General features: G+C 37.6%; 12 protein-coding genes, 1 tRNA gene and 3 pseudogenes. 2 read left to right on the forward strand and 14 right to left on the reverse strand.

What is annotated here, in order from left to right; all coding sequences use genetic code 11:
* Positions 1–36: 36 nt before the first annotated feature.
* From gyrB to STRINF_RS08310, 12 genes and pseudogenes are all read right to left on the reverse strand, one after another.
* Positions 37–1,989: a DNA topoisomerase (ATP-hydrolyzing) subunit B gene (gene gyrB / locus STRINF_RS08255; protein ID WP_006532655.1), complete on the reverse strand. Its 1,953-nt coding sequence runs from the start codon at positions 1,987–1,989 to the stop codon at positions 37–39.
* Positions 1,990–2,549: pseudogene (locus STRINF_RS08260) on the reverse strand (HAD-IA family hydrolase).
* Between the two features lie 152 nt (positions 2,550–2,701).
* On the reverse strand, positions 2,702–3,913 hold the full coding sequence (locus tag STRINF_RS08265) for an FtsW/RodA/SpoVE family cell cycle protein (protein ID WP_006532657.1): 1,212 nt from the start codon (positions 3,911–3,913) through the stop codon (positions 2,702–2,704).
* A gap of 235 nt (positions 3,914–4,148) precedes the next feature.
* Positions 4,149–4,220 (reverse strand) — tRNA-Arg (locus STRINF_RS08270).
* Between the two features lie 57 nt (positions 4,221–4,277).
* The gene (gene rplS / locus STRINF_RS08275) at positions 4,278–4,625 is read right to left on the reverse strand and encodes a 50S ribosomal protein L19 (RefSeq protein ID WP_006532658.1); all 348 of its coding nucleotides are present in this window, start codon (positions 4,623–4,625) and stop codon (positions 4,278–4,280) included.
* Between the two features lie 145 nt (positions 4,626–4,770).
* Positions 4,771–5,991, reverse strand: a complete 1,221-nt coding sequence (locus STRINF_RS08280) for a chloride channel protein (RefSeq protein WP_006532659.1) — start codon at positions 5,989–5,991, stop codon at positions 4,771–4,773.
* 13 nt (positions 5,992–6,004) lie between these two features.
* On the reverse strand, positions 6,005–6,292 hold the full coding sequence (locus STRINF_RS08285) for a chorismate mutase (RefSeq protein WP_006532660.1): 288 nt from the start codon (positions 6,290–6,292) through the stop codon (positions 6,005–6,007).
* A gap of 34 nt (positions 6,293–6,326) precedes the next feature.
* Positions 6,327–7,034, reverse strand: a complete 708-nt coding sequence (locus STRINF_RS08290) for a TVP38/TMEM64 family protein (protein ID WP_006532661.1) — start codon at positions 7,032–7,034, stop codon at positions 6,327–6,329.
* An 84-nt stretch (positions 7,035–7,118) separates the two neighbouring features.
* Positions 7,119–8,503, reverse strand: a pseudogene (sufB, locus tag STRINF_RS08295) (Fe-S cluster assembly protein SufB).
* An 83-nt stretch (positions 8,504–8,586) separates the two neighbouring features.
* Complete coding sequence (locus STRINF_RS08300; RefSeq protein WP_006532664.1) at positions 8,587–9,030, reverse strand: flavodoxin; 444 nt, start codon at positions 9,028–9,030, stop codon at positions 8,587–8,589.
* Positions 9,031–9,071: 41 nt separating this feature from the next.
* Entirely contained in the window at positions 9,072–10,091 is a 1,020-nt protein-coding gene (gene add, locus STRINF_RS08305; RefSeq protein WP_006532665.1) for an adenosine deaminase, read from the reverse strand.
* A 121-nt stretch (positions 10,092–10,212) separates the two neighbouring features.
* Positions 10,213–11,364 (reverse strand): iron-containing alcohol dehydrogenase, encoded by a 1,152-nt coding sequence (locus STRINF_RS08310; protein WP_043878434.1) that lies wholly within the window; start codon positions 11,362–11,364, stop codon positions 10,213–10,215.
* 177 nt (positions 11,365–11,541) lie between these two features.
* Here STRINF_RS08310 and STRINF_RS08315 point away from each other — a divergent pair, with 177 nt between their 5' ends.
* Together STRINF_RS08315 and STRINF_RS08320 are read left to right on the forward strand one after the other, a co-directional pair.
* Positions 11,542–12,477 carry a DHH family phosphoesterase gene (locus tag STRINF_RS08315; protein ID WP_006532667.1) on the forward strand — a complete coding sequence of 312 codons (936 nt, stop codon included), beginning with the start codon at positions 11,542–11,544 and terminating at the stop codon, positions 12,475–12,477.
* Positions 12,478–12,641: 164 nt separating this feature from the next.
* A complete protein-coding gene (locus tag STRINF_RS08320; protein WP_006532668.1) occupies positions 12,642–12,884 on the forward strand; it encodes a type B 50S ribosomal protein L31 in 243 nt (80 codons plus the stop codon).
* Between the two features lie 101 nt (positions 12,885–12,985).
* Here STRINF_RS08320 and STRINF_RS10045 read toward each other — a convergent pair.
* Both STRINF_RS10045 and STRINF_RS08325 read right to left on the reverse strand, forming a co-directional pair.
* Positions 12,986–13,177 (reverse strand): annotated as a pseudogene (locus STRINF_RS10045) (tyrosine-type recombinase/integrase); the annotation flags it as partial.
* A gap of 35 nt (positions 13,178–13,212) precedes the next feature.
* A complete protein-coding gene (locus STRINF_RS08325) occupies positions 13,213–13,929 on the reverse strand; it encodes an energy-coupling factor ABC transporter ATP-binding protein (RefSeq protein WP_006532669.1) in 717 nt (238 codons plus the stop codon).

The following is a 13,929-nucleotide window of genomic DNA, read 5'->3' on the forward strand; positions in this document are numbered from 1 at the left end:
AGAGATTGTGTGCAGTATTTTTATGTTAATATTCGATTAAATATCAAGCGTACTGTAAACCGCATTTTCTTCAATGAACTCACGACGTGGTTCAACCTTATCTCCCATAAGCATATCAAAAATCTTATCTGCTTCGGCAGCGTCATCAACAGAGACACGTGCCATTAAACGATTTTCTGGATCCATTGTTGTTGCCCAGAGTTGGTGATCATCCATTTCACCAAGTCCTTTGTAACGTTGAACAGATGGTTTTGAACGACCATTGCTGTAGCGCTCAATTGCTGCTTGTAGTTCAGCTTCCTGATTAGCACCAGGTTGGATGTATTCTTTAATTTCACTACCAACTTTAACACCGTAAATTGGTGGTTGTGCGATATATACGTATCCTGCTTCCAATACCGGACGCATGAAGCGGTAAATCAATGTCAGAAGCAGAGTACGAATGTGTGCTCCATCGACATCGGCATCGGTCATGATAACTAGTTTGTGGTAACGAGCTTTGGTCACATCAAAATCAGCTCCAAAACCTGTTCCCATCGCTGTAAATAAGCTACGGATTTCTTCGTTAGCAAGAATTTTATCCATACTTGCTTTTTCAACGTTCAATATTTTACCACGAATTGGTAGAATTGCTTGGTGCTCGCGGTCACGTCCTGATTTTGCAGAACCACCCGCAGAGTCCCCTTCGACGATGAACAATTCATTCATTGTCGCGTCGTTTGAAGAACAGTCTGCCAATTTACCAGGCAAGTTTGAAATTTCAAGACCTGATTTCTTACGTGTTACCTCACGTGCACGTTTCGCAGCGATACGCGCTTTAGAAGCAAGAATTCCTTTTTCAACGATTTTCTTAGCAATTTGAGGATTTTCTAACAAGAAACGTCCAAAAGCATCGCTAAACAAACGGTTGGTAATTTTGACAACTTCTGAGTTACCAAGTTTTGTTTTGGTTTGCCCTTCAAATTGTGGGTTTGGATGTTTAACAGAGATAACTGCTGTCAACCCTTCACGAACATCGTCACCAGTTAGATTATCGTCTTTTTCTTTAAGCAATTTATTTTGACGAGCATAATCGTTAATCACACGTGTCAATGCTGTACGGAAACCTTGTTCGTGAGTACCACCTTCGTGTGTGTGAATGTTGTTAGCAAAGCTCATCACTGTCTCGTGGTATCCAGTTGTATATTGCATAGCAACTTCTACTGAGATACCATCCATTTCACCATCAGTGTAAATAGGTTTATCAAAGATAACATCTTTGTTTTCGTTGATAAATTCAACGTAACTTGAGATACCACCTTCGTAGTGATAATGTTGCTCTTGTTCAATACCTTCACGTTTATCAGTGATTGAGATGCGCAAACCACGGTTCAAGAAAGCAAGTTCTTGAATACGTTTAGCCAATTTATCAAAATCAAATACTGTTGTTTCTGTAAAGATTTCACCGTCTGGAGTGAAGTGAACGGTTGTACCGTGACGATCTGTATCACCAATAACTTTCAAATCATCAACAACATGACCACGACGGTATTCTTGGTAATGAATTTTACCATCACGATAAACAGACACATCCAATTGTGTTGAAAGGGCGTTAACAACAGATGAACCTACCCCGTGGAGACCACCTGATACTTTATAACCGCCGCCACCGAATTTACCACCGGCGTGCAATACTGTAAAGACCGTTTCAACAGCTGGACGTCCTGTTTTTTCTTGAATATCGACAGGAATACCACGCCCATCATCGACAACTGTAATAGAATTATCTTTCTCGATAAAAACCTCAATGTGTGTGGCAAATCCCGCCAAGGCCTCATCGATTGAGTTATCGACAATTTCCCAGACTAAGTGGTGCAATCCTTCTTTTGAGGTTGAACCGATATACATTCCTGGGCGCATGCGTACAGCTTCAAGTCCCTCTAGGACCTGAATCTGACTGGCGTCGTACTCTTTCGCTAATTCTGCTAAATTTTTATTTTCTTCCGTCATTTACTTCACTATCTCCAATAAGGATTTTTTTCATCAACTAACAAGGTATCAAAGCCAGCAGCCTGACCAGCTTCTTTATCAATTTCACGATCTCCAATAACCAAAGCATTATCAATCTTATACTTTTCTTTGAGGTATAACATTGACTCTGGACTTGGTTTACGAGCAAAGCCGCTTTCTGATGTCACGACTTCAGTGAAATAAGGAAGTACCTTTGTTTTTTCTAAAATATCAAGGACTTGTTTATTTCGATGAGAAACCAAGAAATTTCTCCCACCGCTAGCCACAATTACCTGCAAAACCTCGCTGGCGCCTGTAAAAAGAACCGGTGTTTTCAAATAATCGGCTTCTAATGCTTTATATGCTTTCAAAAATTGTGGTTGGTTTGGGATAAATTTGTTAATAGCGGCATCTGTTGATTCCTTCAGCTTTTCATAGACATCATCATGCGATGCTTGACAGCCAAAATCAGCTAAAGTTTTCACAAAAGCCTGAGTGGACATTTCGTAATTATCGAGTAAAGTGCCACCCAAATCCCAGATATAATCATGGTAATTCATAACCAATATTATATCACATTTTTACATTTTTTTATAGTCTCTACCTCATCAATTTCCAACACCAGAGAACAAAATTTTCAAATTATTTTTTGACTGGAAAAATAACTTTTTAGCCAATAAAAAAGGCTTGGAAGAATTTTCCAAAACCTTTTTTAATAACGTTCACTTCGTCTGAAATGTTCTTCAACTTCTTGCTCATGGTGCAAATTATTTTGATAACTCATTGAGAGAATCAAACCAACACAAATCAAGTTAGTAATCAATGATGAACCACCCTGTGAGATGAATGGCAATGGAATACCAGTCAAAGGTAAGATCCCAACAGCAGCACCAATATTTTCAAAAATATGGAACAAAATCATCATGATAAATCCAGTTGAAATGTAAGTGTAGAATCGGTTGTTTGACTCAAAAGTCACACGAATCATGCGATAAATCAAAACAAGATACAAGGTCATGACAACAGCACAGCCAACAAATCCAAAATCTTCAGCAATAACTGTGAAAATCATGTCACTTTCACGAACTGGAACAGCAAGGTCAATAACATTAAAACCTTTACCACTAAGCCCACCGCTACCAATTGAAATCATACCTTGAGTTTGTTGGTAAGCAATTGATTTAGCGTATGAAAATGGATCTAACCAAGCTGAAATACGGTTAATTTGATAGGTATCCATTCCCAAGCCATAGAAGATATCTTTGCCATGCGGTGATAGAAAAAGGGCTAGAAAACCTCCAATAATCAATGCTACCGCAATTACAACAGGCAAGATAATCCACCAAGAAATTCCTGACAATAAAATCAAACCTGCTAGAATAGCAGAGAATACCATGGCTGTCCCAAGGTCTTTTTGCAAACCTAATAACACCATGACCGGCAAGGTAATCAAAGCAAAGATTCCAAGAAGCTTACAATCGTTTTTTAAATTATCTTCTGGTACTTTGTGTCTAAACCAAATCGATGCTCGAGCTAGCATCAAAATGTAAGAGACCTTCATGAATTCGGAAGGTTGAAATAAGGTTACTGACCCAATGGTTACCCAGTTTTTGGCACCGGTTGATTCTACCAATTCTGGACTATAAAAAATCAAAGGTAAAATCATCAAAGCCAGGCCCAAGGCATACAAATAAGGGGTGACTTTCCATAAAAATTCAGTACTAAAGAGCATAACAACAAAGGCAACTACACACCCTAAAAAGATCCAAACACCTTGTTGTGTCATTACTTTTGTAATTGTTCCAGGATAGTCATTTGACGTTGCAATATAAACGGCTACCAAACCAATTAGCAAAAGAAAAAAAACAGGTAAAATTACAGAATAGTCGATTCGACTATCAATAGAATATTTTTTTCTTGCCATCTTACTTCCTTCGTTTCTAGTCAAAAAATATTATATCATTTTTTAATTAGAATTGAGGAAAAAACCTGGTGAAAATACGAGAATTTTTCAGAAAAAATTAAGTTGCATTTTTCAGGAATTTTCCTGTACATTTTCAAGAAAACTAAAAAAACTGAACCCTATTAGGATCAGTCTTTTACCGGTCAAGCAAGTCAATTTAGCTCAGTCTGAACGACCTAAATAAACTCGCCTCTTCTCTCCCCTGCCGGAATCGAACCAGCAACTACTCCTTAGGAGGGAGTTGTTATATCCATTGAACTAAGGGGAGCTATGAAAAAATCTGTCGCAAGGACAGATTTTTATTATCGAATCTTTATCGTCAAAATTAACGACGGATTTCTTTAATACGAGCAGCTTTACCTTGTAATGCACGCAAGTAGTAAAGTTTAGCACGACGTACTTTACCGTGACGAACAACTTCGATTTTTTCTACACGTGGAGTGTGAACTGGGAATGTACGTTCAACACCGATACCACTAGAAATTTTACGAACTGTGTACATTTCTGAGATCCCTTGACCTTTACGTGAAATTACCACACCTTCGAAAATTTGGATACGTTCACGGTTTCCTTCAACAACTTTTGCGTGAACACGAACAGTATCACCAGGTTGGAATACAGGGATGTCAGTACGTAGTTGACCTTCAGTCAAGCTTTGAATTAATGGATTCATTTAATTATTCTCCTATCTTACTAATCATTAGGTGCTTGTCCCAGCGGATTAGCTGTATTTTAGTGCGTCCATTACACACTCTTCAAATTTTACCAAAAATACCTATAGCTGTAAAGCAAAATGCCTGACTTTTTTGAGCTTTTTTCTAGAAGGCTAGAACTTCTTGTCCTGTGTAAATAGAATGGTTTCGATTAAGACTGTAAGCAAAAATCATAACCAAAGCAAAATATGGTAAATTTGCAAAACCAAAGACTTCTCCACCAATAAAGATTGGAGCCAAAAGCGTATTTGTAGCACTTCCGAAAACACTGATGTAGCCAGCTGCGGCGACGAATTCAACTGGTAAACCAAAGACCTTTGCTAAAACAACACCGAGTGATGCACCGATGGCAAAGAGTGGTGTGACTTCACCACCTTGAAAACCAATTGCCAAAGTTGCCACAGTCAAAACTAGTTTCAATAACCAATCATAAAAGTAGATGACTTTGCCAGAAAAACTAGCATCAATCAGATTAGTTCCAAGGCCTGAATAACGTCCATGATACAACATCAAGAAAAGAAGACTAAGCACAATCCCACCAAACAAAATTCGATAGTAGGGATTATCCATAACTTCTTTGGCTTTTTGCTTAGCATAGGCAAGTAAAGCAGCAAAGGCATTGCCGACTAGTCCAAAAATAAGTCCTAGCAAAGCAAGTTTGCAAAACAGCCAAGCATTAAAAGTTAGTGAAACATTGACAAAGTGGGCAAATTTCTCTAATCCTAATGCGTGCGATGTTGCACTTGCCACAAATGAAGCAATTGTCATTGGTAAAAGAGCTGGTAATTGCAATTTTCCAAGAACTAATATCTCAAGTCCAAAAAAGACAGCCGCTAAAGGGGTTTGAAACAAACCAGCAAAACCAGCTGCCATACCCGTTACAAGAAACAAGCGGGAGCTATTTTCAAAAGAGAAAAACTTGCTAAAAGCATGTGAAATCGTCGCCCCAAGTTGGACAGCAACACCTTCACGACCAGCACTTCCTCCAAAAAGATGAGTTAGCCAAGTTGCTACAGTTACCAAAGGTAACATGACCAAGGGAATTTTCTTTTCATCTCCTTGACTCACCGCAAAAAGTAGACCCATTCCTTTGCTAGCTCGACTGTCCGCTTTTTGATAAAGAAAAACAATAACAAGCCCAATTAGTCCCAAAAATGGAATCACATAATTGAAGTTTTCTGTTCGAAAAGCACTAAGCATTAACAAGACGCGACCAAATACAGTATCGACACAGCCTATTAAAATTCCAATAAGAAAACTTGCGCCGATAAATTTTAAGAGGACACCATAAGAATAATCTTGGTTATCTTTTAACTTTTTAATCATTAGAGCTACCTTCTTAATCTAAATCAGCCTTTAATTGTTTAGCTTGATAATCGCGAGAATTTTTTATAATATCCGCAAAAGTATCAACTAATGTTGCCTCAAAAGCTTTATTTTGAACACGACTAGCAACTTTTTTTAAGACAGCATCTTCACGACTGGTATCTAAAATAGCTTTTCCAGTAGCTTTTTTATATGCTGCTACTTGATTCACCAAGGTCATGCGTTTTTCAAGAAGTACTACTAATTCCTGATCCACTTGATCAATTTCTTGACGGATAACATCCAAATCTTTTACTGACATTTTTTCTCTATCCTTATCTTTTTTTGAATTTCTACTATAAAAATGACTTATTCTTTTTTCGTTTGATATAAGTTCCCAATAAGCTGATGGCAATAAAAATAACAAGCAGTACAATAATCAGTCTTAAATTTCCCGCGACGACCGCATCACCACCTAAGGCATACAATAAACTACTCGGCAATACTCCGATTGTAACGTAGAGAACCCATCTGCGCCAAGGCAATTTGATTTTTGCCACTTGATAATTGATCAGCAGGGTTGGAATCACAGGAATCATGTAACCTAGCATAATGCCTAGTTCTTGATTTTCAACAACATTGATGACATTTTTAAATCCTGCAAAATGTTTCTTCAACTTGCTATCATTGTCCTTCAAATCAATCATTTCCAGAACTCTGACAAAGAGAAAATTTCCAAGAACATTTGCTGAGAGATTCATCAAAAATCCAATAGCAGGTCCGTAAATCAAGCCATTAAAGATAGCAAAAATTGCATTCGACATAAAAGGAATGACTGCTGTCAGAGCTGTCAAAAATAGCAAAATAGTGATATTCAGCAGATTTTTTGTTCGTAACTGCATCAAAAACTGTGTCAAAGCTGTCTTTGAGCTAGATTGCCAAAAAGAAACGATCAATTGCCAGTGCCTGATGACATAAATCATAAAATAGCCACAAATACTAAACAAACCAAGAATTACTAATAACTTGCATAGCTGACCATATTTGTACTCATGTTTTTTCATATCATTTCCATTATAAAGAAAAGTTTATAGCTTGACAAGAAGACTCAAGAGATAAAAAGATTATTTTTTAGAATTTTTAAACATTTATCCAACAGAACCTTCCATACTCATAGTAATCAAACTATTCATTTCAACGGCATATTCCATAGGAAGTTCTTTGGTAATCGGCTCCATAAAGCCATTAACAATCATGGCTGTTGCTTCTTCTTCAGAAATTCCTCGACTCATCATGTAATAGAGTTGTTCCTCAGAAACTTTTGAAACCTTAGCTTCGTGTTTCAAAGATACATTTGAGTTATGAATTTCATTAAATGGGATAGTATCTGAACTTGATAAATCATCCATTAAAATCGTATCACATTCAATGTGTGATTTTGAGCCTTCACTATGCTTGCCAAAGTAAACTGAACCACGATAGTCTGTCTTGCCACCATCCTTAGCTACTGATTTTGAAATCAAGGTTGATGAGGTATGTGGAGCATTGTGATAAACTTTACAGCCAGCATCTAGGTGTTGACCATAATTGGCAAATGCCATGGAAAGCACTGACGTTTTGGCGTGTGGACCGTCTAAAATCGAACATGGATATTTCATATTGACCTTACTTCCGAGGTTACCATCAATCCATTCTAACATGCCGTTTTCTTCGACCTTACCACGTTCAGTTACTAGGTTGTAGACATTATCAGACCAATTTTGCATGGTCGTGTAACGAAAACTAGCATCACGTTTGACAATAATTTCTACCGTTGCTGCGTGAAGACTATTGGTTGTGTAATTGGGAGCGGTGCAACCTTCAATGTATTGAATTGAAGCTCCTTCGTCGATAATAATCAAACTACGTTCAAATTGTCCTGCATTTTCACCATTAATACGAAAATAAGTCTGTACTGGAATATCACACTGCACGCCCTTTGGCACGTAAATAAAAGTTCCACCTGACCAAACAGCACCATTTAGAGCTGCAAATTTGTGTTCACTGTTTGAAACAATTTTCCCAAAATACTCTTTAAATAGTTCAGGATATTCTTGCAAAGCCTATCAGTATCAGTGAAAATAATTCCTTGTTTTTGGAACTCTTCTTTCATATTATGATAAACCACTTCAGACTCGTACTGAGCTACAGCACCAGAAAGGTAGTCTCGCTCTGCTTGTGGAATCCCTAAACGCTCAAAAGTTTCTTTAATCTTATCTGGAACATCATCCCAGTCATTAACCTTCTTATCTGCTAGCTTTTGAAAATAAATGACATCATCAAATTCAATTCCAGATAAATCTGGTCCAAAATCTGGCATAGGAAGTTTATAAAACAACTCCAAGCTCTTCAAACGATAATCAAGCATCCATTTAGGTTCATGCTTGTAAGCAGATATATTTCGCACGATTTTTTCTGTTAACCCCTTACCCGTCGAATAAGTCGGAGTAAGATCATCGTGAAAACCATAATCGTAATCTCTATTTTTAGTCATAATGACACCTCACTTTATAAAAAATTCTTTATGAAAAGAAGAGAAAAAAGAGATTGGAGCACACTCCAACCTCAGTTTCTTATTTAGTTTACTTTTTCAGAAATAGTTTCTGCGAAAGCTTCTAGATTTGCAATATCTTCATCTTCTGCAGCTAAGTCAACTTTAACTGAATCCGCACCTTTTGTTGCACCAGTCAAGGCAAATTGTGCTTCAAATTCGTCAACTGCTTTACAGAAGTAATCGTAGAAAGTATCACCAGATCCAACAACACCGAAGATTTTATCTGTCAAATCAACATCTGCAAGATCTTCGTAAAAATCAACGATTTCATCTGGCAATTCACCATCACCGTATGTGTATGATGCAACAATCGCAACATCAGCATCTTCAAAATCAGCTGCATCAACTGTTGTACATTCGTCTACTTCGACAGTGTGTCCAAGTTCTTCGAACTTATTTCCAACAATGTCAGCAATTTCTTCAGTATTTCCTGTCATGCTGGCATAGACAATCTTAACTAAAGCCATAGTTCCCTCCAAACATAAATTACCACTATTGTAGCATATTTTTACAGAAATGTTTTATATAGATTGTCAATTTTCGATAATAAATCAGCTTTTTGGGCTTCTGTTGTAAAGGATGCTTGGATAGCATTTTTATTAAATGTTAGGAAATCATCTATACCAACACCAAAGTATTTGACAAAGAGTGTGTATTCTCTTGTTAAGTTAGTATCAGAAACCGTACGGTTATCAGTGTTAATGGTAATCTTAGCACCAGCATTTTTCAAGGCAAGAAAAGAAAATTCTTCCAAAGATTTCGCAGCTTTGGTTTGGAGATTACTTGTCAAGCATAACTCAGCTGTCACACCTTTTTTGACAAATTCTTGAATCAATTCAGGTTGGTCATAAATAGCTGTGGTATGACCAAGGCGCTTGATATCAAGGGCGATAGCATCTGCAATATACTGAGCGCAACCACACTCACCAGCGTGAAATGTCAAAGGAAGTCCTAACTCCTGAGTGTGCTTGATAATAGCCTCTAATTCTGCAGGTGGAAAATCTAGTTCATTTCCTGCAAAATCAAAACCAGCTAATCCTTTGTCAGCTAACTGGATAACATGGTCAAAAATATCACGTGTCACATGTGCAGGCGATTGTTTCATGCCACAGACAAGAACCTTAGCCACAATGCCAAAATCTGCTTCTGCCTTTTTAAGACCTGAAAGTACAGCTTCAACGGTTTCAGAAGCTGATAAGCCTTGGTCCATTGAAAATTCAGGCGCAAAGCGAATTTCAGCATAAATCACATTTTCCTGCGCAGCTTGTCTAGCAACATCATAAGCAGCCAAATGAAGAGCTTCTTTCGTCTGCAAAAGCGGACGGACAAAATCAAATGCTTTTAAATAATCCATCAAAGATTCTGCCTCAGCAGGTGCGGTAACTAAGTCTTTCAAATCTTCATCTGCTGCTGGAACAGCAATATCTGCCATATCTGCTAATTGACGAATTGTCTCCAATGAGATGGAACCATCCAAGTGACAATGTAATTCTGTCTTTGCCAAGTCTTTTAACGTTGTTGTATCCAAGTTAGCCTCCTCTAATTAAATTTTTTAGGTACTATCTTAACACATTCTTTTTGTTTTGCAAAGAAATTTTTCTTAAAAAATAAGTCACAGGATTTTTCCTGCAACTTATCCAAGTTTTAGCTTAAAATAGCTGTTTGTAAAGAGCGATTGTTTCTTCCAATGTTGGCATAAAAGGATTGCCTGGTGCGTAAGCATCAAGCAAAGCGTTTTTAGAAAGAAATTCGAAGTCGAATTCTTCTTCCTTAATATCAAGTTCTGTCAATTTCTTAGGAATACCAACGGTTGCTGACAATTTTTCGATTTCTGCAATAGCATAATCAGCACATTCTTGGTCACTTTTATCTTCTGTATGAAGTCCTAGTCCTTTAGCCACATCTCGGAAAGCTGCTGGAACGTGTTTGGCATTTTCACGTTCTACAATTGGTAAGATCATCGCACAGCAGACACCCTGTGGCAAATGATAAACAGCACCAAGTTGGTGAGCCATCGCATGCACGTAACCAAGTCCTGCATTATTAAATGCCATACCACCTAAGAAAATAGCATTGACCATAGCTTCACGCGCTTCCAAATCTTCACCATTTTCAACAGCTCGTGGCAAAAATTCTTTGATTAACTCAATCGCACCAACTGAAAGTTTTTTCGTTGCAGCATAAGCACCTGGTGTTACCAATGCTTCGATAGCGTGAGTTAATGCATCCATACCAGTTGCTGCAGTTAATGACTTAGGCATTGAAACCATAAGTTCTGGGTCATTAACTGATATCAAGGCTAAGCTATTTTTATCAACCATAACCATTTTAACTTTGCGTTCTTCATCTGTGATGACGTAGTTGATTGTAATTTCAGCTGATGTTCCTGCAGTCGTATTAATGGCTACAACAGGAAGACCTTTTTTAGATGATTTTTTAACACCTTCGTAGTCTTGCGGACGACCACCATTTGTTGCCAAAATTGAAATACAACTAGCAGCATCTTGTGGTGAACCACCTCCAAGTGAGATGATAAAGTCACAAGCATTTTCTTTCAAAGCAGCTAGACCTTCTTCGACATTTTTGACTGTTGGATTTGGATCAACATCGCTATAAACAACATAATCAATATTTTCTGCATCAAGTGGTGCCGTTACTTTAGGTAAAATATCACTTCCAGCAATAAAATGATCTGTTACCAAAAGAGCCTTTTTGTAGCCTAATTCTTTAATATGACTTCCGATTTCTTTAACCACTCCGCGACCAATAAGGTTTTGAGATGGAACATAAAATACTGACATGAGCATAGCCTCCTTATGATTTTTTGTTTTTTAGAAAACGTTTACATATATTATTCTAGCACTTTACTTCTAAAAATTTAAAAAAACCTTTGATTTATTTCAAAAATCCTCATTACCACCTCGCGGTCATTTCATGCTATAATAGGGTAAATCTCTAGCTTACAAAGGAATTTAGATATGAATACATTTGAAGAAATTTTAGAAAAAATTAAAGCTTACGATACTATTATCATTCACCGTCACCAAAGACCTGACCCAGATGCTCTAGGTAGCCAAGCTGGTTTGCGTGAACTCATTAAGCATAATTTCCCAGCTAAAAAAGTTTTGGCAACTGGTTTTGATGAGCCAACTCTTGCATGGATTACGACAATGGATAAAGTGTCTGATAGCGATTACGATGGGGCTCTGGTCATTGTCACTGACACAGCAAACACTCCACGTATCGACGATGAGCGCTACACAAAAGGCGATTGCCTCATTAAGATTGACCACCACCCTAACGAAGATGTTTATGGTGACCTCTTGTACGTCAATACGAACGCCTCAAGTGCCAGCGAAATCATCTCTGACTTTGCTTTCTCTACTGGCTTAGCCCTTTCTAGCGAAGCTGCCCGATTGCTTTACTCAGGTATTGTCGGAGACACTGGACGTTTCCTTTACCCAGCCACAAGCAGCAAAACATTCATGATTGCAAGTAAACTTCGCGAATATGACTTCGATTTTTCAAGTCTTGCTCGACAAATGGATTCTATTTCATTTAAAATTGCTAAACTTCAAGGCTTTGTTTACGATAACTTAGAAGTTGATGACAATGGGGCTGCGCGTGTTATCTTGACGCAAGAAACCATGAAAAAATACAATGTCACAGAAGCTGAAACATCTGCTATCGTTGGGGCACCAGGTCGCATTGATTGCGTCCAATCATGGGCAATCTTTGTCGAACAAGCAGACGGAAACTATCGTGTCCGCTTGCGCAGTAAAACAAAAGTCATCAACGAAATTGCCAAACGTCATGACGGCGGAGGCCACCCTCTTGCCAGCGGAGCCAATTCTTACAGCTTAAAAGAAAACGAACAAATCTACCAAGAAATCAAAGATTTACTAGCTGAGTAAAAACACGATTGAACCTTACCAGACTAGACTTTATAACAATTACATTTCAATTCAATTATTTTGCACAAAAGTCTTGTACAAAAATTGGTTTATTTGATAAACTAAAGAAGTTAAAATAACTATGGTGCGGAAAAGCGCCATGGCAGAAAGGAAATCTTTTAACAATGAAACAAAATATCCACCCAGAATACCGTCCAGTAGTATTCATGGACACAACTACTGGTTACAAATTCCTTAGCGGATCAACTAAGTCTTCTAAAGAAACTGTAGAATTCGAAGGTGAAACTTACCCACTTATCCGTGTGGAAATTTCATCAGATTCACACCCATTCTACACTGGTCGTCAAAAATTCACTCAAGCAGACGGACGTGTGGACCGCTTCAACAAGAAATACGGTCTCAAATAATCAGCGCTTTGAAATTGCTGAAAATGTTGATTTTAAACCATTCCTATTCGTTAGGAATGGTTTTTTTATTATAAAAGTAACGGAAAAAGTAACGGATAGGGTTAAATTCCTAAAAATTGAGCAAATTTCTCCGCCGTTTTTTCTTTTACATTATCAGTAACATGGGTGTATATATTCATCGTTGTTTTTATATCCTCATGCCCTAATCGCTCCTGTACTTCTTTTATACTTGCCCCCGCTTCGAAAAGTAAACTGCAATGAGTATGACGGAAACCATGCGGGGTGATATAAGGCAGATTATATTTTTAATGAATCAATATCAAAAGCCTTAATACTTTGCTAAAATATCTTGAATCGCCTGATCTGCTTTGACCTGATCCGCAGTAAAATATCGTACTCTCTTATCTTCAAAGAGCAGAATATCCGCTTCTTCATGATTGACATGCTTGAAGTGGTGTGACGACATGATGATGGTTTTTCCAAAAATATGCAGTTCATGCAGAACCTCTTTTAAAAGATAATCAGCTTCCTTTGCTAAATTATTAAAGGGTTCATCTAGGATATAAACATCAGGATTAATCACCATAATGCTTGCAAAAGCAACCTTCTTCTTTTCACCGCCAGATAACTGATAAGGAACCCTGTCTTTTAGATGAGTAATATGAAAGAGCTCTAAAACATCCATTACGCGCTGCTCAATCACTTCTTCTGTCACCTCTAACTGACGAAGAGAAAAAGCCACTTCGTCATAAACCGTACGATTAAACAGCTGAACATCGACATCTTGAAAAAGAATTCCTAAACGTGCATAAAATTGACGTTTTGTTTTGTTATGTTTTAAAAGCTGTGATAAATCTTGACTGTCAAAGGATAGCTTACCTGAAAGTGGTGCAATAAAGCCTGCTATCAGATTGATAAAAGTTGATTTTCCTCTACCATTTTCACCCATTAAAATCAAATACTGACCTTTTTTAATATTAACTGTTAAATGTTCGAAAACAATGTGATTATCATATGCACACATCACATCTTCAATATTATACAT

Origin of the sequence: Streptococcus infantarius subsp. infantarius ATCC BAA-102 (assembly GCF_000154985.1) — a bacterium.
Lineage (GTDB): Bacteria > Bacillota > Bacilli > Lactobacillales > Streptococcaceae > Streptococcus > Streptococcus infantarius.

Bases quoted from the DNA above. Each gene is read 5' to 3' on its own strand.
- STRINF_RS08300 (WP_006532664.1), bottom strand. From the start codon at position 9,030: ATGGCTTTAGTTAAGATTGTCTATGCCAGCATGACAGGAAATACTGAA.
- STRINF_RS08265 (WP_006532657.1), bottom strand. From the start codon at position 3,913: ATGGCAAGAAAAAAATATTCTATTGATAGTCGAATCGACTATTCTGTA.
- STRINF_RS08280 (WP_006532659.1), bottom strand. From the start codon at position 5,991: ATGATTAAAAAGTTAAAAGATAACCAAGATTATTCTTATGGTGTCCTC.
- rplS (WP_006532658.1), bottom strand. From the start codon at position 4,625: ATGAATCCATTAATTCAAAGCTTGACTGAAGGTCAACTACGTACTGAC.
- STRINF_RS08285 (WP_006532660.1), bottom strand. From the start codon at position 6,292: ATGTCAGTAAAAGATTTGGATGTTATCCGTCAAGAAATTGATCAAGTG.
- STRINF_RS08290 (WP_006532661.1), bottom strand. From the start codon at position 7,034: ATGAAAAAACATGAGTACAAATATGGTCAGCTATGCAAGTTATTAGTA.
- STRINF_RS08315 (WP_006532667.1), top strand. From the start codon at position 11,542: ATGAATACATTTGAAGAAATTTTAGAAAAAATTAAAGCTTACGATACT.
- STRINF_RS08310 (WP_043878434.1), bottom strand. From the start codon at position 11,364: ATGTCAGTATTTTATGTTCCATCTCAAAACCTTATTGGTCGCGGAGTG.
- STRINF_RS08325 (WP_006532669.1), bottom strand. From the start codon at position 13,929: ATGTATAATATTGAAGATGTGATGTGTGCATATGATAATCACATTGTT.
- STRINF_RS08320 (WP_006532668.1), top strand. From the start codon at position 12,642: ATGAAACAAAATATCCACCCAGAATACCGTCCAGTAGTATTCATGGAC.
- gyrB (WP_006532655.1), bottom strand. From the start codon at position 1,989: ATGACGGAAGAAAATAAAAATTTAGCAGAATTAGCGAAAGAGTACGAC.